The sequence below is a fragment of the Chitinophaga chungangae genome, assembly GCF_017742215.1.
GTDB lineage: Bacteria > Bacteroidota > Bacteroidia > Chitinophagales > Chitinophagaceae > Chitinophaga > Chitinophaga chungangae.
Genome location: NZ_JAGHKP010000001.1, coordinates 1,390,100 through 1,408,977, shown reverse-complemented (window position 1 = coordinate 1,408,977; position 18,878 = coordinate 1,390,100). Strand labels below are relative to the sequence as shown.

At 54.0% G+C, this 18,878-nt stretch carries 20 protein-coding genes; 9 read left to right on the top strand and 11 right to left on the bottom strand.

What is annotated here, in order from left to right:
- Positions 1-44 precede the first annotated feature (44 nt).
- Positions 45-965 carry a helix-turn-helix domain-containing protein gene (locus J7I43_RS05945; RefSeq protein ID WP_209144231.1) on the bottom strand — a complete coding sequence of 307 codons (921 nt, stop codon included), beginning with the start codon at positions 963-965 and terminating at the stop codon, positions 45-47.
- A 146-nt stretch (positions 966-1,111) separates the two neighbouring features.
- Between J7I43_RS05945 and J7I43_RS05940 the strand changes: the two genes are divergently transcribed.
- From J7I43_RS05940 to J7I43_RS05920, 5 genes are all read left to right on the top strand, one after another.
- Positions 1,112-1,864, top strand: a complete 753-nt coding sequence (locus J7I43_RS05940; protein WP_209144229.1) for an SDR family oxidoreductase — start codon at positions 1,112-1,114, stop codon at positions 1,862-1,864.
- Positions 1,865-1,918: 54 nt separating this feature from the next.
- Positions 1,919-2,656, top strand: coding sequence for an SDR family oxidoreductase (locus J7I43_RS05935; RefSeq protein WP_209144227.1), 738 nt, complete (start codon positions 1,919-1,921; stop codon positions 2,654-2,656).
- Between the two features lie 145 nt (positions 2,657-2,801).
- Positions 2,802-3,326, top strand: a complete 525-nt coding sequence (locus J7I43_RS05930) for a hypothetical protein (RefSeq protein WP_209144225.1) — start codon at positions 2,802-2,804, stop codon at positions 3,324-3,326.
- Positions 3,327-3,525: 199 nt separating this feature from the next.
- A complete protein-coding gene (locus J7I43_RS05925; protein WP_209144224.1) occupies positions 3,526-4,569 on the top strand; it encodes an MBL fold metallo-hydrolase in 1,044 nt (347 codons plus the stop codon).
- Positions 4,570-4,692: 123 nt separating this feature from the next.
- Positions 4,693-5,247 (top strand): carboxymuconolactone decarboxylase family protein, encoded by a 555-nt coding sequence (locus J7I43_RS05920; RefSeq protein ID WP_209144222.1) that lies wholly within the window; start codon positions 4,693-4,695, stop codon positions 5,245-5,247.
- 57 nt (positions 5,248-5,304) lie between these two features.
- Here the strand turns inward: J7I43_RS05920 and J7I43_RS05915 are convergent, their stop codons facing one another.
- The 4 genes from J7I43_RS05915 to J7I43_RS05900 all read right to left on the bottom strand — a co-directional run bounded on the left by J7I43_RS05915 (position 5,305) and on the right by J7I43_RS05900 (position 7,308).
- On the bottom strand, positions 5,305-5,457 hold the full coding sequence (locus tag J7I43_RS05915) for a hypothetical protein (RefSeq protein ID WP_209144220.1): 153 nt from the start codon (positions 5,455-5,457) through the stop codon (positions 5,305-5,307).
- Between the two features lie 40 nt (positions 5,458-5,497).
- Entirely contained in the window at positions 5,498-6,253 is a 756-nt protein-coding gene (locus J7I43_RS05910; protein WP_209144218.1) for a nuclear transport factor 2 family protein, read from the bottom strand.
- A 93-nt stretch (positions 6,254-6,346) separates the two neighbouring features.
- Positions 6,347-6,715 (bottom strand): SWIB/MDM2 domain-containing protein, encoded by a 369-nt coding sequence (locus tag J7I43_RS05905; RefSeq protein WP_209144216.1) that lies wholly within the window; start codon positions 6,713-6,715, stop codon positions 6,347-6,349.
- A gap of 185 nt (positions 6,716-6,900) precedes the next feature.
- The gene (locus J7I43_RS05900) at positions 6,901-7,308 is read right to left on the bottom strand and encodes a hypothetical protein (RefSeq protein ID WP_209144214.1); all 408 of its coding nucleotides are present in this window, start codon (positions 7,306-7,308) and stop codon (positions 6,901-6,903) included.
- Between the two features lie 184 nt (positions 7,309-7,492).
- On the opposite strand from J7I43_RS05900, the gene J7I43_RS05895 reads away from it, so the two are divergent.
- Together J7I43_RS05895 and J7I43_RS05890 are read left to right on the top strand one after the other, a co-directional pair.
- Entirely contained in the window at positions 7,493-9,481 is a 1,989-nt protein-coding gene (locus tag J7I43_RS05895) for a tetratricopeptide repeat-containing sensor histidine kinase (protein WP_209144212.1), read from the top strand.
- Entirely contained in the window at positions 9,468-10,106 is a 639-nt protein-coding gene (locus J7I43_RS05890) for a response regulator (protein ID WP_209144210.1), read from the top strand. The genes J7I43_RS05895 and J7I43_RS05890 overlap by 14 nt, the downstream gene beginning before the upstream one ends.
- A gap of 2 nt (positions 10,107-10,108) precedes the next feature.
- Here J7I43_RS05890 and J7I43_RS05885 read toward each other — a convergent pair whose 3' ends face one another.
- Together J7I43_RS05885 and J7I43_RS05880 are read right to left on the bottom strand one after the other, a co-directional pair.
- A complete protein-coding gene (locus J7I43_RS05885) occupies positions 10,109-11,335 on the bottom strand; it encodes a hypothetical protein (protein ID WP_209144208.1) in 1,227 nt (408 codons plus the stop codon).
- A 30-nt stretch (positions 11,336-11,365) separates the two neighbouring features.
- A complete protein-coding gene (locus tag J7I43_RS05880) occupies positions 11,366-12,655 on the bottom strand; it encodes a hypothetical protein (protein WP_209144206.1) in 1,290 nt (429 codons plus the stop codon).
- Between the two features lie 134 nt (positions 12,656-12,789).
- Here J7I43_RS05880 and J7I43_RS05875 point away from each other — a divergent pair, with 134 nt between their 5' ends.
- Positions 12,790-13,911 carry a LamG domain-containing protein gene (locus J7I43_RS05875; protein ID WP_209144204.1) on the top strand — a complete coding sequence of 374 codons (1,122 nt, stop codon included), beginning with the start codon at positions 12,790-12,792 and terminating at the stop codon, positions 13,909-13,911.
- 122 nt (positions 13,912-14,033) lie between these two features.
- The gene (locus J7I43_RS05870) at positions 14,034-14,852 is read left to right on the top strand and encodes an SAM-dependent methyltransferase (protein ID WP_209144202.1); all 819 of its coding nucleotides are present in this window, start codon (positions 14,034-14,036) and stop codon (positions 14,850-14,852) included.
- Here J7I43_RS05870 and J7I43_RS05865 read toward each other — a convergent pair.
- From J7I43_RS05865 to J7I43_RS05850, 4 genes are all read right to left on the bottom strand, one after another.
- Entirely contained in the window at positions 14,802-15,203 is a 402-nt protein-coding gene (locus J7I43_RS05865; RefSeq protein ID WP_209144200.1) for a RidA family protein, read from the bottom strand. The two genes, J7I43_RS05870 and J7I43_RS05865, sit on opposite strands and share 51 nt — an antisense overlap.
- Positions 15,204-15,285: 82 nt before the next feature.
- Positions 15,286-15,879, bottom strand: coding sequence for a Crp/Fnr family transcriptional regulator (locus J7I43_RS05860; protein WP_209144198.1), 594 nt, complete (start codon positions 15,877-15,879; stop codon positions 15,286-15,288).
- A 28-nt stretch (positions 15,880-15,907) separates the two neighbouring features.
- Complete coding sequence (locus tag J7I43_RS05855) at positions 15,908-16,948, bottom strand: adenylate/guanylate cyclase domain-containing protein (protein WP_209144196.1); 1,041 nt, start codon at positions 16,946-16,948, stop codon at positions 15,908-15,910.
- Between the two features lie 181 nt (positions 16,949-17,129).
- Positions 17,130-18,878, bottom strand: a complete 1,749-nt coding sequence (locus J7I43_RS05850; RefSeq protein ID WP_209144194.1) for a hypothetical protein — start codon at positions 18,876-18,878, stop codon at positions 17,130-17,132.

The following is an 18,878-nucleotide window of genomic DNA, read 5'->3' as shown; positions in this document are numbered from 1 at the left end:
AAGAAAAAAAGGCCTGCATATCAAGCGGGCCTTTTGTTTGCGCCTCAGTTACCTTTGCGGTACGCCAGGGCCGTGACCCCGGCATTTTTCTTGAAATACCCGCTGAAATGCGCCGGGTCGTTGAACCCCAGCCGGTACGCGATCTCTTTGATGGATAATTCGGTGTGCCGCAATAAAGACTTTGCCTCGGCCATGTTCTTTTCCATGATCCAGGTGCCGATGGACTTTCCCGTTTTTGTTTTGATAACGGTGCTGAGGTAATTGGGGTGCAGGTTCTGATCGTCCGCATAATCCTGGATATGCAGCACCGTTTCCGCCTTGCCGCTGCTGACGTCGCGGTAATGCCCGTCCAGCAGGCGCCGGAACCGCTTTACGATCTGCGAGCTGCGGTTGCCTTCGTTGATGGGATTGTAATCTTCCCAGAAATATTCCTTCACCTTCAGCAGCAGCACCACGAACAAATGCCCGATCAGCTCGTTGCGGTAAAGGGATTGGGAAACATATTCTTTATGGATCTGCGTATAGATCCTTTCAAATTCGGCGAACGCTTCTTCCGTCATGTTTCTCACCGGGAAATTCTCCGCCAGCAGGAAAGGGAACTGGTCGAAGATATGCGGGTGCACGTATTGTTTGAGGAACGCTTCGCTGAAAGTGATGAGCGTAACGTCTTCTATCGCCGTCCAGGTATAGGAGCGGTAATGGCCGGGGTTGGTAAAATAAAAGCAGCCGGGGCGGATGGCGTACTGTTCGTCGTCTATATGATACATTCCCTGGCCGTTTTTGGTGAAGTTAAATACGAAAAAGTTCAGCCTGCTGGTTTCCGCGCTGAAAGGCAGTTCGCGGAACACCTCCTGCAGCCGGAAGATGGTGAAATTGCTCTCTTTGCCGTGAAATTCGGGGGTTACGCCCATGTGCTGGTACTGGTCGAACAACGTATCGAATACTTTGATCTTCTCTTTTTTCATACAAAAACTAAGTTAAATCATTCCCCGGATACCCGATCTTAAGAATTGGCAGGTTTTGCTGAAGATATTGCAATTTCCGGGGCCCTGCGATCCGCAACTTTGTATTGTCAAACAGGTACAAACAAAAACACTTAAAAATTTATAACATGAAAACGCTCGAAAACAAAGTTGCGCTGATTACAGGCTCCGGCCGCGGGCTGGGTAAAGCCATCGCTGAAAGGTACGCCGCGCTTGGCGCCAGCCTTGTCCTTAATTACAGCAGGGACCAGCGTTCCGCCGAAGAAGTGCTTTCCAACGTTACCGCTATGGGCGTCAAAGCCGTGCTTGTACGGGCGGACGTGAGCAAGGTGACCGAGATCGAAAGACTATTCGCCGAAGGGCTGGCCGCTTTTGGAAAGATAGACATCGTGGTGGCCAACGCGGGCATCGAACTGGTGGAAACCATGGTGACAGATTTTACCGAAGAACAGTTCGACCGCGTATTTACCATCAACACAAAAGGCTCCTATTTCACGATGCAGCAGGCGGCCAAACACGTGGCGGATCATGGCAGGATCATTTACATCGCTTCCAGCACCACCAGCTTCCCCATTCCGGGCATGGCCGTGTACGGCGGCAGCAAAACCACGCCCCGTTACCTGGTAGACGTGCTGGCGCAGGAGATCGGCCATCGCGGGGTAACGGTGAACTCCATCATCCCTTTCGCTGTTGATCATTCCGGTATATTTGCCGATCCGGAGGCTTACCCGGAGCTTCGGCAGTCGCTGATCAACTCCTCTCCCATGCGCAGGCTGGCCGAGGTGGAAGACGTGGCCAACGTAGCGGAATTTTTCGCCGGCGAGCTTTCTTCCTTCGTAAACGGTCAGCATCTGCTGGTAAACGGCGGCGCCAATCAATAAAACCATTCAACATCATACATCAAACCCTTTTTTAAAATTTTCAAAATTATCATCATGAGCACTGTCCATAACAAAGTCATCCTGATCACCGGCGCTTCCAAAGGCATGGGCGCCAACATGGCCCTCAAACTTGCGGGGGAAGGCGCCAGGATAATCGTGAATTATGTAAGCAACGCCGCGGAAGCGGACGAAGTAGTGAAGACCATCCGCGGCAACGGCGGCAGCGCCATCGCGATAAAGGCAGACGTGAGCAAAGAATCGGAAGTAACCGCCCTGTTCGACGCGGCGATCGGCGAATACGGCCGCATCGACGTACTGATCAACAACGCCGGCGTGATGGATACGAAACTGCTGAAAGACAATACGGAGGCGGATTTCGACAAACATTTCAACATCAACGTAAAAGGCACTTTCCATACGCTGAAAGAAGCGGCGGCCAAACTGGCGGACAATGGCACCATCATCAACTTTTCCACTACGCTCTCCCGGCTGATGGTACCCACCTATGCCGTGTATTCAGCCACCAAAGCGGCTGTGGAACAACTCACCCGGGTATTCGCCAAAGAGATCGGCAGGGGCATCAATGTGAACGCGGTGGCGCCCGGCCCGGTGGCTACGGAATTGTTCCTGCGGGGCAAATCGGAAGAAGCCATCACCCGCTTCAAAGGCATGAACGCCTTTAACCGCCTCGGCCAGCCGGAAGACATCAGCAAAGTGGTGCTGTTCCTCGCTTCCGACGATGCAAAATGGATCTCCGGGCAAATAATCGGGGTGAACGGGGCGATGGCTTAGACGTGAAATGCTGATTTTCAACTGACCGGGAAGACCCTGCGCATTTGGCGCGGTCTTTTTTATTCAAACGTTTGCATAAACAGGAAGTTTTGCGTAACTTTTAATGCCCTTTTGTTAATCATTCATCATTTAAAATTCCACCCACATGAAAAAAGCCCTTTTTATCGCAGGCATGCTGCTTGCGCTGGTAACGCACCAGGCCTGGTCCATGCCCGCGTTTACCGCCTCTACCCTCAACCCGAAAAATGTGATCGAATCCAGCGTGAACAGTCTCCATCACCCCACGCTCGTACCCATCGGAAAAATGGCGAACGGCATGATCAAAGCCGTAATCAAAAGAGGTTCCGAAACCTCCGCCACCTGGGTGTACGTTTGGCTGGGCTACATCAACGAGTACCAAAGCGGCGGCGGCCTGTACGGCGACGTGGAAATGCGTTTTTATGAAGACCTCAACGCCACTATTCCCCACACGCCCGCCGGTCTGCAGGTCAACTACGAGATCGTAGGTTACGTGGAAGGCAGCGGCGGCTACAACATCCCGCAGTCCATCAATGCGTACAGCCAAAGCATTATGATCGCCTACAACCAGGAGCACGATTATGACGACGGTACGGACTTCCGCTGGAGGGATTATTATCTCCGCCCCGGCGATTATTCCCCGCTTACGTAAGCTGTTTTGAAAGGCCCCGGAAATACACCGGGGTCTTTTTTTCCCCTTTTTTGCAATATTCGTTTTCCCCGTTCGTCTACCCTATTATACAGCCCTAACCTGTTACCGGATGAGAAAAAAAATATTCAGGGTACTGAAACGCTTCCTGATAGCGGTGTTGAGCCTTCTGGCGCTCCTGGCTGTCGTAACATTTTTTTATATGAAACAAAGCAAATTCGGAAAAAGCCCGGCCGGGGAAAGGCTGGAAAGGATCAAAAGGTCGCCTAACTATAAAGACGGCAAGTTCCAGAATCTCCGGTTCACGCCCGCGCTTACCGAAGGGTACGGCATCGTGGGGGTGACCTGGGAAGTATTGTTCAAAAAATCGCCGCGGCGCAGGCCCGCAGTCAGCCTGCCTTCCATCAAAACCGATCTGCGCAGCCTCCCGGCAGACAAAGATGTGCTGGTATGGTTCGGGCATTCGTCCTATTTCATGCAGATAGACGGCAAACGGATGCTGGTAGATCCCGTGCTGAGCGGCAACGCCTCGCCCATTCCCGGCACCACCCGCTCGTTCAACGGCGCGGATATTTACAGTACAGACGACCTGCCGGATATCGATTACCTGTTCATTTCCCACGACCATTACGACCATCTTGATTATGAAACGCTCGTCAAAATGCGGCCGCGCATCCGTAAGGTGATCTGCGGATTGGGTGTGGGCGCACATTTCGAGCATTGGGGGTATTCCAAAGACCAGCTGATCGAAAAAGACTGGTACGAAACCGTGGAGCCGGACAGCGGCTTCGTGATCCACACCACGCCGGCGCGGCACTTTTCGGGCAGGGGATTTGTGCGCAACAATACCCTTTGGATGTCTTACGTACTGCAAACGCCCAGCCTGAAACTCTACCTCGGGGGAGACAGCGGGTACGACACCCATTTTGCGGACATCGGCAACCGCTTCGGTCCCTTCGACCTCGTGATGATCGACAACGGGCAATACGACCTGAAATGGAAATACATCCATAACCAGCCCGAAGAAGCGTTGCAGGCGGCCCGCGACCTGAAAGCGAAACGCCTCTTCCCTGTACATTCTTCCAAGTTCATGCTGGCCAATCATCCCTGGGACGAGCCCCTCACACGGATCTCCGCGCTGAACAAAGACGTTGGCATTCCGCTGGTAACGCCTTTCATCGGCGAAGCGGTGAACCTCAAAGATCCGGGGCAGGTGTTCCAGCAGTGGTGGACCGGCATCAATTAAATGCCGGTTCCTTTTTGCGCTGGCGGTAAATGATAAAAAATAATCCGGTACCTGTCCAATTCCCGTTTGCCCGGTCATTATTAGGTTAAATACACACATTTAACCACAAAAAACCAGGTAACAATGGATACATATCTCGCACCCGTCGAAAAGCCCAAAGGCTTGATCATGAAATTGGTCTATTATTTCACCAACCGCCAATTCGGCAAAGTGCTGGCGCCGCTGAAAGTGCATTCCGTGCGGCTTCCCGTGGCATTCGGCATGTTTTACGGCAAGGTGTCGCAGCTCGACAAAAAACTGGCGCTTCCCCACGAAACGATACTGCTGATCCGCCAGCAAGTGGCCCGCATCAATATCTGCCTGTTCTGTATGGACGCTTCACGGTACGCGGTGATCAGCGGTTCGATGAACGAAGCGAAATTCGATGCGCTGGCCGAATACAAAGTGAGTCCGCTGTTCAGCGAAGCCGAGCGCGCCGCGCTGGATTACGCCACGGAACTGACCACTACCAAAAAAGTGGAAAAGGCCACGTTCAACCGGCTGGAGCGGCATTACAACGAAAGCCAGATCTGCGGCATCGTATACATCGTAGCCAGCGAACATCTGTACAATCTTACCAATCTCGGGCTGAACATACATTCGGATATGTTATGCGACATCTCGAAGATGAGGCGTTAAACAGAAATCCCCGGGCGGTACAACCTGCCCGGGGATTTTATTGGTTCGTTGAGAAGATTAACACATCCGGAATATCTTCCGCTTAAAGTCGATCACGGAAGGCCCGTCTGAGCAGCCGCCCGCTTCGGGCGCATCCGCATCTTTTTTATCATGCGCGATGATCCATTTGCCGGTTTTCTTGTGCCGCAGGATAATGCCGCTGTCGATCACATCGCCCACTTTTCCGCTCAGGCTGTTGTTGTAAAACAGCTTATTCCTTCACGAGCTCTTCCGCAATCGCGCCGTTTTCCTTTACGATCATGCCCGTTTTGGTGAACTCGAACGTGAGGTCGCGCTCCTTCATAAAAAAGAGATTCTCTTTCTCCGGGTAAAGCGTGAATTGTTTGCCGTTGGTGGTCATCAGCAGCGCACCCTCCCCCGCTTCGATCTGCGAAACGCCGGTTTGTTTGCCTTTGTATCTTCCAGCGTACGCGCGCAGCAATTCCCGCGGAAGCGTAATGGCGGTTCTGCCGTTCGGCGCGGGCCGATGGTCGTAGCTCAGCACGCGGGTCATTTTCCATTCGCCGTTCTCCTTTAACCAGAGATGGGTGAACTTGGCCCATCCGTCGCGGCGCTCGGGCTGGCCTTTCCGGTTGATATAGAAATAATGTTCGCCGCTGATGATGGCGCCGTAAATGATGTCGTTTTTCCGTAAGGGGAACACCTGTACCGTGCCTGGCACGGCTTCCCGCCGCAGCCGGAACTCATCGGGCTGTTTGCAGAAGCCGTCTGTCATAGATTGCACCAGACTCTTCAGCCCCTGCGTGATACCGCCTTTATCGTGGTAAAACTCCACGCTGTCCGAAAAAAAAGCCGCGAAAGCTTTTATGTCGCAAGTGTTGTAGCTAAACCAGAAAAGGCTGTCCTTTTCAAGGATCAGCCTGCTGAGCGCCTGTTCGTTATCCTGTGCGGAAAGCCGGCCGGCGCCGGCCGAAAGCAATAAAACGGTCAAAAAGAGTTTTTGCATATGCTGGCGGATTTAAATTTCCACAAACATAAGCAAAATATAGTACTATGTATAAAATAGTACTATCAAATACCAAGAAAGCCCTTTCGGGGGTTATTTCAGGTGTTTATTCAGCGCCTTGGGCAGTTCGAACATAGACAGCTGGCTCACGCCGTCGCAAACAGCCTTCAGGTTGTCGTCTGTGTTGATCATCCGGCGGTTCTTTTTGTCCTGCAGGTCGTTTTTCCTGATATACTCCCATACCCGTTTGGTGACTTCCGTGCGGGGCATCGGTTTGTTGCCTACCACCTTGGCGAGCGTTTCACTGGGCGTCAGCGGGGCTTTGAGGCCGGTAGCCGCGCCACCGGCAGCAGCTTTTTTAGGCGCCGGTTTAGCGGCAGCTTTTGCCGTTTTGGAAGCAGGAGCAGTTTTCGTGGTTTTTGCAGCCGGAGACTTCGCCGGCGTTTTAGCGGATTTTGCCATTGTGGTGTTTTTAGTGGGTATGATACAAATCTACATACATCTTACCCGTAAAAACATGCCTGAATCAGGATTGTTCAACGTTTTTTTCTAAAAAACCGCCAAACTGCCCTCCAGACAATAAAAAAATGCCCCGGAAGAGACCAGGGCATTCCATTTTTAACTAACTGTGGATGTACGATTCCCGTTTAATTAAATCCGTAGGCGATGGTGCCGCGAACGACGGAGGTGGCGGTGAATGTCTCCGTTTTCACCACTTTGTCGTCTACCACTATCTCCAACACCACCGTACCGGCAAAGTCTGTGCTTGCGCCCAAACCGATCGTCGTGGCATAGGTTACGCCGGTGCGCCGGAATTTCACGGAATAAGGCAAAGCCTGTTCATCCAGCGATGTCTGCCCCCCGGTCTGGTTATCAAACATAATATCCGCTTTCGTGATCCCTGTCGTGGATTTCACGCGGTATTCGATGTTCACGTCTTTCGGGTAATTGTTAAGCGGGTTCACCGGGTCTTTTTTACAGGAGGCCAACAAGGCAACGGCGGCGAAAAAAACAAAAATACCCCCAAGGTATTTCTTCGTAAAAGTGAGGTTCATATTTATTGTTTATGAGGTTTCTCTGCAAAACGGGATAGACAGGACTGCTTACTATTGCATCACAAAGGTATCGGCGGCGGAAACTTCCATCAATACCGTCAAACAAGGAATTTCATCTACCGGTTTTCCGGTATATTCGCCGTACCGGAAACTATTATCCCACATTTATTGTTTATTTGCCCGTATGAAGAGAACGATATGTCTCGCTTTTTGGATCGTATATGCCACACTGTTGGCCCATGCGCAAACGGCCAGTAAAAACGGCGCGTATGCAGACAGTCTCCTGCTGATAACCCAGGGCCGCGGCACGGATAGTACCAAAGCGGCGGCGCACCTGCTGCTCACCTATTCCCTCGTTTTCAGGGACCCCGCCGAAGCCGCCAAACATCTCGAACAGGGCCGCAGGCTCGGTGTGAAATACCCTTTACTCGTGGCATTGACGAGTTATTATGAAGGCATATTGCTCTACGCCTCGTCCGACCCGGTTAAAAGCGAAGCGTCGTTCCTGAAGGCAGACAGCCTGCTTGGAATGATCCATACCAAAGAGGCCGTGAGCTTCCGTTCCAAATCGTGGCGCAACATCGGTATTCTTAGACAGGTTTCGGGGGATGAAGCGGGATTTGCGGACATCCTCGTGCACAAGGCCATTCCGCTGGCGCAGCAGGCGGGCGACAGCCTGGCAGTCGGCAAAAACTACCTCGACCTTTCCCTCGTATTCAAAAACACGATGCAATACGGCAAGGCCACCGGCTACATCCTGCAATCCATCAACGTGTTCAGGCAGCAGCGATCCCTCGGCGACCTGGTGGTGGCGTACAACACCGGCGCGGAAAATTATGTGCTCGACAAAAAATACCCCGAGGCCAAAACGATGCTCGACAGTTCGTGGAAGTTATTGTCCGACGGGTCTTACAAAGAATTCCTCATCGATTATTACACCGCCGAAAGCATGTATTACGATGAAACGAAAGATTTCAAAAAATCGCTGGCCAGCATAGACAAAGGCATCGCGCTTTCCAAACAATACAACAAACGGTACGAAGAGCAGCGTTTGCTGCTGCAGAAATATTACACGCATTATAACCAGAACGATTACACGAACGCCCGCGAAGTGCTCCGGTACCTGGCAGAGCAGCCGGAGATGATGAGCCAGATCAGCAACCGGCTGCAGGTCTACAACGGCCTCGCCGAAACCAACGCCCGCCTCGGCAGCTTGCCCGCGGCCTACAACTGGCTGAAGCAGTACAGCCAGCTGAGCGACAGCGTGAGCGAAGTAAAACTGACCGATAATATCCATGCGCTGGAGATCAAATTCAACACCGCTGAAAAACAGAAAGAGATCGCCGCGCTGAAGATGGAGCGGGAAAGAGCGGCGCTTTCCGCCAAAAACAACCGCCTGATCAACTGGTTACTGGGCACTGCCAGCAGTTTCCTGCTGGTGCTCGCCGTATTTTCTTACCTGTTTTACCGCAACAACAAAAAATTATCGGAGCAGCAACAGCTTAACCATCACCAGCAGCTCAAAGAGATCGAGCAGCAGCAGCAGATCCGTTTCAGCCAGGCGATGCTGCAGGGCGAGGAACGCGAGCGCCGCAGGGTGGCCGGCGACCTGCACGACGGCCTGGGCGGCATGCTGGCCGGCGTGAAGATGAACCTCACCGAGCTCAGCTCCACCCCTGCTTCCGGCGGCGCCGAACTGCACAAAGTGATCGGCCAGCTGGATTCTTCCATCAGCGAGCTGCGCCGCATCGCCCGCAACATGATGCCCGAAGCGCTGCTGAAATTCGGGCTGGACATTGCGCTGAAAGACCTCTGCGGCTCCATGATGACGGAATCCGTGCGCATAAACTACCAGTCGCTGAACATCGAAGACAACATCCCGCAGGCCACGCAGGTAACCATTTACCGCATCGTGCAGGAACTGCTCAGCAACGCCATCCGCCATGCGCAGGCAGGCAGCATACTCCTGCAATGCAGCCAGAATGGCGATACTTTCCTGGTCACGATTGAAGACAACGGCAAAGGTTTCGACACTGCGCAGCTCGGCCAGGCCAAAGGCATCGGGCTGAGCAACGTAAAACGGCGCGTGGATTACCTGCACGGGAACATGGAGATCATTTCCGCCGAAAACGAAGGCACTACCATAAACATCGAACTGAATGTCGGAGAATGAAAAAATAGCGCTGGCTATCGTAGACGATCACCCGGTGGTGATCGAGGGCCTGCAGAAATTACTGGAAAACAAAGATTCCATCCGCATCGCCGGATGTTTTACCACCGGCGCGGGCATTCTTCAATTTTTGAAGACCGGCCGGGCAGACATTGTGCTGCTGGACATTACCCTGCCAGACGCCAACGGCCTCGACCTCTGCAAAGAGATCAGGCAGCTCTCCCCTTCCACCTGCGTGCTGGCGCTGAGCAATCATAGCGAACGCGCCATCATCATGCAAATGCTGCAGAACGGCGCGAGCGGTTATCTCCTGAAAAACGCTTCGGGCGAGGAACTGATGCACTGCATCAACGAGGCGCTCAGCGGGCAGGTCACTTTCAGCCGTGAAGTAAAAGAGATCATTGCGCGGCCCGGCGTGAGTGAATTGCGGCAGCAGCCGCAGCTGACGCGCAGGGAAAAAGAGATCCTGCAGCTTATTTCCGACGGCAAAACCACGGCCCGCATTGCGGAGGAACTGTCTTTAAGCCCGCTGACGGTAGAAACCCACCGCCGCAACCTCCTGCAGAAATTCGACGCGAAAAACGTGGCCGCGCTGATCAAGATCGCCGCGCAGCAGGGGCTCCTGTAATTTTATTGTTTTTTCATCATCGCCAGGATCTTTTCCGTTTGTTCGGGATAGATCGCGATGAGGTGCGTGCGCACGGAATCGGGCGTAGGATTGGCTGCGCCGTTGGTAAGTAGCGTGATGATGTTGCTTGGCAATGCCGGCATATGACAATCGATGCAGTTATGCGAAAGCGTGGCCACCGGCAATGATTTGAGCTTGCAGAACGCCGCGCTGCCGGCCTGGTGACAGGTGATGCACCGCTGCGAGAACGCCTGCATATTGCCGGCTTCGCTGACGTGCGGGTTATGACAGTTGGAGCAGTTCATTTCCTTGCTTTCCATAAAACACTTGCTGGCGGTGAGCAGCTGGTATTGGTTGCCATGAACGTCCAGCGCGGTGGCTTTTGTAATTCCGCCGATCTGCGGGAAATAATAATCGCTGAGGTCGTCGCCGGGTTTAAAACTGAACAACCCCTGCTGCAGGGAGCTGAGGCCGGAATGGCAGAGCGCGCAGTGGTCCAGCCGCTGCTGGTTGCTCAACGCCCTGATGCGCGTCATATGCCGGGGCTGTTTGTCTTCGGGATGCGCGGTATGATACTCCACATGTTCGGCCGCCGGTCCGTGGCAGCGCTGGCAATCGATGCCGTATACGGTACGGTCGCGGTGAAAGGTTTCGACGATCTGCAATCCTTCGATCTTTGTTTCTTTAATGCCCACGGAAGAAGCATGGCAGCCGAAACAAATACTGGGGATCGAGCGGTCGAATTTGGCGTGCGTAGGCGGGAAGCCCGGGCTGTTGGCCCACTGGTGCGCGCCAACGAGGTAAGAAAGCGGGAGCTGGAAGAATTTGCCGTCGTTCCAGTACAAAAAGGTCTGCGCCTTTCTCCCCGACCCGACGGTAATATCAAAACGGTGCGCCTCCTTTTGCTGCCCGTTTTCGTAACTGGCTTGGAATAACCCGCTGTCGCGTTTTTCCATCACCACCTTTTTATTTTCCGTATAGTGATATACGTTATCCGGCGCGGCAAAACTTCCCTTTACGGATTCCGGCGTCGCTTCGGCGGAAGTACGGGAGTGGGCGGTTTGCAGGTAAGCATCGTATACGGCTTTATGACAGCTTTCGCAGGAAGCCTGTACGGCATATCGTTCTCCCCGGAGATCCGTTTTTTTCTCCGCGGTACCGATGCAGCGGGACAAGATAACAACGCAGCAGATGATGAAGCCGCAAACACAGGCCTGGCGCTTGTTCATAGACGGTGGAATTATCCTTAAATATACAAATCATAATTTCCCCAATGTCACATTCCTCACCCTCCCCGTTCCCTTGAACCGGAAATGCATGCCCACGATCTTCGCGTCTTCCGCGATCGTGGACTGGTATGCCGGGCGATCGTCTACCCGTACCGTTACCAGCCCGTCCTTCGCATCACAGCTCACTTTCGTCCATTTGGAAAGGTCCGCCCCGAAGCCGGACAGGTCCTGTTTTTTACCGGAAACGAAATGGTCTACCATCAGCAGGTTCAAATCAGACACGCAGCCTACCCCCGCCAGCGGCAGCATGATGGCGCTGCCTTCGCAAAGGATGATTATTTCGGTATGGCGGCATACGGCCGAACCTTCGCCATAATCGTTGATCACTTCCGCGTCAAAACGGAAATTCTTCACATACAGCGAATCCCATCCGCCGATCTTGCTGTACCGCACCCAGGGTGCATCCGGCTGCATGGGGATGTTCTTTTCCAGTATCTGCGCTTCGCTGATGCCCATTTCGCCGTTCCTGACGGTTTCCTCTTCTTTAAAATACACAGGCACATCCGGCTGCTCTATCATCGGCAGCCAGCCTTTGGTGGTGATCATCAGCGAATGCCGCTTCACTTCCTTCCCATCCACTACCAGCCGCGCGCGGAAATGCCCCGGGTAATAATAAACGGACGTTGCCTGGTGCTGCTCACGCGACACACGGAATCGTTTTGTCGGGTCCCAGTTCTGCTGTATGAATATGGAATCGCCCGTGGGCGCCGCGGAGGCGTCGTAATCGAAGATCACCGAATTAGGTACGCCTTCGGTCACGGTTTTGCGGCTGGAAAATTTGTATTTGTCCGGCGGCGGCATTTCTTCCACCACCATATTTTTTTTGTTGCGGATGGAATTAAACCCGAGTATCACCGTAGCGATCACCGCGCCCAGCGCCACCACTGTCCAGATGTAACGGCTTTTGGATGCTGATGCGCCCGCGGCGGGAATATTTTCTTCCGTGCGCGGCCGCTCCCGTTTCAAGCCGCCCTGGTTTTTTTGGTCTTCGTGCTGCCTGAACGCCCTCCAATGTTCGTACCCCAGGTACCGGGCCAGCGTGTTGAGCGTGGTGGCCGTAGGCGCACTGTCGTATTTCACCCGTCCCCAAATACGTTTGAGCGTGGTGCTGCTGAGCGTTACCCCCGTGGCTTCGAGGATACTTTCGGAGAGATTTTCAAAGTCCTGGTTCGTCCATACCGCGCTCGCCCCCCAGCCCAACTTATCTTCTATCGCCGCGCAACAGGCCGCCAGGTAAACAGGATCATTATTGTTTTTCATTGATATTCAATTTTTTATGCCCATGCACGAGCTTGCACGAAGTTGAAACGGGTTTGGAATGTGCGCTCCTCCTGATCTTTCCATCTTTGGTCCATTCGTTTCCGTCAGCATTCAAAGTTTAAAAAAATATCGATATGAAAAAAGTTATGATCGCACTGGTCTTGTTGCTTCCTTCCGCCATGTTGTTTGCACAGAAAAAAAATGCCGAAGTGCGCATCCCTATGACGCCGGACCGCTGGGAAACCAAAGCGGGCTCCGTCAGCTTTACCGGGTACAAATCCAGGCCCGCTATCCGGCTGCTGACGCAAAACGACGCCGCCGTGGTGAAAGGGCTGGATTTTTCCAGCGGCACCATTGAGTTCGACTGGGCGCCCGAAGGCCCGTACTTTGCCGGGTTTTATTTCCGCAGGAAAGACACGCTCGAGACCGAATGTTTTTACCTCCGCACCCACGTGGAAGGCATTCCCAACGCCATGCAGGCCGTTCAATACGCCCCTTTCCTCGACGGCGTGAACCTTTGGGACCTGCTGCCCAATTACCAGGGGCCGGCCGATGTTAAAAAGAATGAATGGAATCATTTTAAGCTGGTGATCTCCGGCCAGCGGATGGTGGTATACGTAAACGATATGCAGCGCCCCGCCCTCCATGTGCCGCAGCTGCTGGGCAATACCCGTTCCGGCGCCATTGCGTTCGACGGCGCGGGCAAGATCGCCAACCTCGTGATCAGGCCTGACCAGGTGGAAGGGCTTAGCCCCGAACCGGAATCCGACCCCACCTACAACGACCCCCGTTATCTCCGCAACTGGCAGATCTCATCGGTGAAAGACCTTCCCTGGGGCCAGGAACCGTTCAATTACAAGGCGCCTCAGCTGAATGAGAACTGGAAATCCATCAACGCCGAGCGCCTCGGCATGATCAACATTACGCGCACGTACGGGAAAACGAAAGACCGCAGGATGGTTTGGCTGAAAATAAAACTGAAAGCTGCAAAAGCGCAGATCCGCCGGGTAGATCTCGCGTTCAACGACGAAGTATGGATCTACCTGAACAACCTCTCGCTGTTCACCGATAAAAACATTTTCGCCACGCCGCTGAGCAAACAGCCGTTGGGCCGCATGTCGCTGGAAAACACCCATTTCGACCTTCCGCTGAAAGAAGGCGAAAACGAGATACTGGTCGCCATTTCCAACCACTTCTACGGCTGGGGCCTGATCGCCCGGCTCGACGATATGGAAGGGATCGAAGTCATACAATAGAATGTATCAGTTTTGTAATAAGCCCTGCCCTTCCGGGCGGGGTTTTATTTTTTAACAGCTGTGGCCCTTCGGCTTTAAAAACTTATTTTCATGGCGGAGAAGAGAACATTTAATCGCACACGATGATGAACCCGCAACAATTCGAAGAAGGCCTGGCCTATGCCGGGAAAATTTTTTCCGGCGACGGGTCGCACCTTTGGCTGGACAAACACTTTCTTCAAAAAAATTTCGACCTCGCGCACAAAGACATTCTCGATTTCGGCTGCGGCATGGGCGGGCTCACGCTCTGGCTGGCGGCGAATACGGGCGCGAACGTAGACGGCGTGGACCTCGACCCGAACCACATCGGGATCGCGAAAGAGCTGCAGCGCCGGCACAATGTCAGCAATGTAGATTTCAGCGTGCGCAACATTATCGCGCAGCCGGTAGACAAACAGTACGATTACATCATTCTCAGCGATGTGATCGAACACCTCAAACCCGAATGGATCCCCGGCATCCTGGACACGCTCATTCACCGCAACCTCAAAAACAACGGCGTTATTTTCATCAGCTACCCGCCCTGGGAAGGGCCGCACGCCTCGCACCTGCGCAGGGTCATCAACATTCCCTGGGTGCAGTACCTGCCGCAGCGCTGGGTGCACAACATGCTGAAAAAACGCAACCAGCGGCTGATCGGTGTAAACGACCTGCTGACGGAATATCTCGAGCTGAACCATATGACCCATGCACGGCTCAGGCGTTTCCTGGACGCATTCCGGCTTAAGCCCGTATTCAGGCACAGCCATACGAAATTCAGCTCCATACCGCTGCTGAAAAAGTTCAACTTTAACTTTTTCCCGTTCAAATTCCTGGTCACGAAAGAACTGGTGGCTTTCCGGAAGCACGTTTTATCGCTCTGCTACTTCATCAGCGACTGCCACCGCTTCTATTTCGATTAAAGCGTCCGGCGAATACAGCGAACTGATCTCCACGATCGTGTCTGCCGGGTAGGGTGCGGTAAAATATTTGCCGCGCAGGGCCACTATTTTGTCGAAATTTTCCATGCTGCGTAGGAAGATGGTCACTTTAACGACGTTTTTAAGGCTGGAGCCGCCGGCCTCCAGTACTTTTTTGAGGTTCTGAAAGGTTTTCTCCGCCTGCGCATCGAAGTCTCCGATGCCGGTGAGGCGGCCGTCGTCGCCAATGGCGGTTTGCCCTGAAATGAACAGCAGGCCGCCTACCCGGTAACCCTGCGCGAGTTTGTAAGGCTGGTACGGATCGGGCGTGATGGCGATGTTCGTGATCTTCATGATATTTGATTTTATACCACAAAATTATCACGGCGCATGCTGCCGGAAGTTCAGGCAGTTGAAGAAATGGCGTTAAACTGTTTTAATTTTCCATGCGTTTTTTGCGGAGCTGGCTGATGAACACGGGCGTGATGCCGAGATACGAAGCCAGGTGTTTTTGCGGTACCCTGGCGGCGATGGCGGGATATTTTGCGAGAAAGGCCTCGTAACGTTCCATCGCGGTTTGACTGATGCCCTGCAGGATGCGCTCGTTTTGTGCGAGGTAGGCGTTTTGGTGAAGTATCCTGAAAAACCGTTCGAAGGCGGGCACTTCGCGGTAAAGCCGTTCGAGCGATGGAAGGTCGATCTGCAGGGCTTCCACGGGCTCCAGCGCTTCGATGTTGATGAGGGAAGGCGTATGATGAAGGAAACTGCCGAGGTCGGAGATCCACCAGTTTTCGATGGCGAAATGCAGCACATGTTCCTGGCCGTTGTTGTCCGTAAGATAAGAGCGCAGGCAGCCGGAAACGATGAAGGTCTCGTAGCGGCAAACATCGCCGGCCTGCAGCAGGAACTGGCGGCGCAGCAGTTTGCGCGGTTTCAGCAGGCTGGTGAAGCATTGTTTTTCTTCCTCCGAAAGCCGGATATGTTTTTCAACCTGCGCCAGTATTTTGCCGAACATCGTTGTTTCGTTCATAGACCCGAAATTAAAGAATCCCCGGCAATCAGGCTACGGCAGAAGGCCGCAGCGCCACCAGCGCCATTTCTTTTTCCTTTCCCCGCAGCTTGATGCTGCCCAAAGCCTTCGCCTCGAAATGCCCGTTCAGCCGCAGTTCCGCCATCAGATCGCCGGAAGCGATCACTTCGGCATTGTATTCCTTGCACAGGCCTTGTATGCGAGACGTGGTGTTGAGCACGTCGCCGGAATAGGTGATATCTCTTTTTATGATGCCCACTTCGCCTGCCACCACTTTCCCGGAATGAATACCGGCCTTGAACACCGGCATCACGCCGTAACGCCCGAGGTACTTACTTTTCAGCCTTTCGAGGTGCAGTTTGATGTCGAAAAAACACTGGATGCATTTGCTGTTCGCCACGCCTTCTTCGTACTTCCACGCCACGATCACTTCGTCGCCTACGTATTGGTAAATTTCGCCGCGGCTGTCCAGGATGGGATTGGTGATATCGGTGAACAGGTCTTTCAGGAACGCGTGATATTTTTTATCGCCCAGTTTTTCGGCGATGGTGGTGGAAGAATTGAGATCGAGGAACATAAAGATGCGGCGCTCTTCCCGCGGCGTGTTGTACCGCCCGCGGATGATGTTCCAGAACACGCCCGGCCCGAACTTGCTGTTGATCTGCATCAGCAGCTGGGTAACGGCCACCACCACGGCCCACACCAGCCCGTTCTTCAGCATCCGCGCCTTGTCCGGGTTAGCCACGACGCCCAGCACCACCGTCACGATCAGCACTACGCCCACAAAACTGAGCGTAACGGCCAATATCGTGTAGCCGTAAGGTTTATCCTGGAATTTATCGTTCACATAAAATACGATCAGGCTGCCGCCCAGCAGCGCGCCGATCAGCCCGGCAATCATATTCACCACCAGCGATTTCGTGAACGAATACCCCGCGGCAGGCCCGGCGGAATTGGTGGTATGCAGCACCAGGTGATCGTACAGGGCGATCAGGATACCGATAAACAGCCAGCTGACCACGATCAGGGCCAGCTGCCGCAGCTTGATGTGGGTCCTTCGGTTGAGCATGACGCGGGAAAATTGATGTATTCCAATTTATTGATTTCCGCTGATTTGGGGAACAGCCGGGGCAAGTTGGCCCAATCCACCCGCGCAGCGGCTTTCATGCACACCGGCAGGCATAAAAAAGCCCCGTCCCGGAAAACCGGGACAGGGGCGTTATCGATTCTAAGCTATTCAACCATCTTTTTTAATCCGGCTCCACCACCATGCATACTACAGACATCGGGGGGAGGCTCACCTTCACGCCCTGCGCGGCCGTTGCGCTGAAAGCCTTCAGGGTGGCGTAATCCGCCGGGCCGCCCGCGATGCCCGAAGGGCCGGAGCCGTTGATGAATACTTTTCGTGAGAAGCTGCTTACGCCATCGCCGCCGGTGAGCACGTACCAGTAATAACGGCCGCCTGGTTTGAAATTTTTGAACGCCAGTTGCACGTCGCGCGCGGAGCTGGATTTATTCACCAGCGTTACGCCGGCTTCGCCGGAGCTGAAGGTGGACGCATAGGCGTTGATGCCGCTGTTCGCGCCGGATACTTCCGCGTTGATGAAACGGTCGCCGACGAATTGCCTGAAATAATAGAGATAATAAAATGCCGGCCGCGGGTCCCACTTCTGTTCGCCGGATGCGGGCTCGCCCTGGCTGAAAAGACCGTGGTCGTTGCCGTTGTCCCAGGCGTTGGCCAGGTCCCAGCGGCAGGCCAGCCCGTAGCGGTTGCGCATCAGCTCGCCGATCACCAGCACCGCGTGCATGCCCGCCACCTGCGATACCATTTGTTGCGAACCGACGGCGAAAATATTCCATTCGGTCAGCGCCAGTGGCTTTACGGGCACGCCCGCCCGCGCGATCGCAGCGGTTACATGGTCGGCCATGGCTTTGGTAACGGCTTCCGCGGAAGCAAGCACTTCCGGCGGGTTGGAATTCGTGTTGTACGCTGTATAATAACTATGGATGATGTAATAATCCGCCGCCGTGCCCGCCTGTTTCAACACACCGTTGTTCCACTCCCGGTCCGTGGGCGTGGCCCAGTTGGCCGGTTCGTGCTCGAGCAGCTGCACGCCGATGAAGATGGGCTTGCCGTTCTCAGCGGCGGCTTTCCGCATGGAATCCGCGAATACTTTGAAATGTTTGCCGTAAAGTTCGCCGGTAACGATCTGCGGCTGACCATCCTTGTTCTTCGACTGGTCGATGCGGTAACCCGCCTGCCACGTGCCGTTGCTTTCGTTGCCCACTTCCCAGTAACGCGTGCGCCCTTTGTCTGCCCTCACCCAGTCCGCCGCCAGGTGCGCGGCCGCCGCCACAGGATCGGCGCCGGTGCCGTAGCGCGCATAACCGTAATTAACAGTAATGATGCCTTCGGTACCGGTTTGCTGCAGCACGCGGTAATAATTGTCCACGCTCATCGTCCACTCAGCCGTATTGCCGCCGAACCAGTACCCCGCGTCGATCTCGGCGCCGTTGGCATCCTGCAGTTTGGGAGGCGCATCGGCCGGCGGCCAGCCCGCGGAATTCCAAAAATACACGCTGCTGTTATTGCCGCCGGGGAAACGGAGAATGCCGGGATTCAGGTTTGAAAGATGCGTGATCAGCTTCGGCTGGTTGGTCATTTGCGTCATCCAGATGTTGGTGTTGTTGCCAAACAGTGCGGGAGAGATTTTGGTGAGCACGGTAGACGCGTCTACCGTTACCGTGTACGCCGCAGCGGAAGGCGGCGCTTTTTCCGTAAAAGCCGGCGCCGTGAACTTCCTTTGCATCCATCCGTCCATAAAAAAACCGATCGTGCCCGCGGTGTTGGGGTCGGCGGGAGTTACGATCACTGTTCCGCTCGTATCCTCCCGCTGTTCTCCCCCGTTGTTGTATCCTCCGCCGCCGTTCTTTTTGTTACATGCTCCCGCGGTTGTGCATACCAGGCCAAGCAACCAGATCCCTCTTGCAATTTTCAT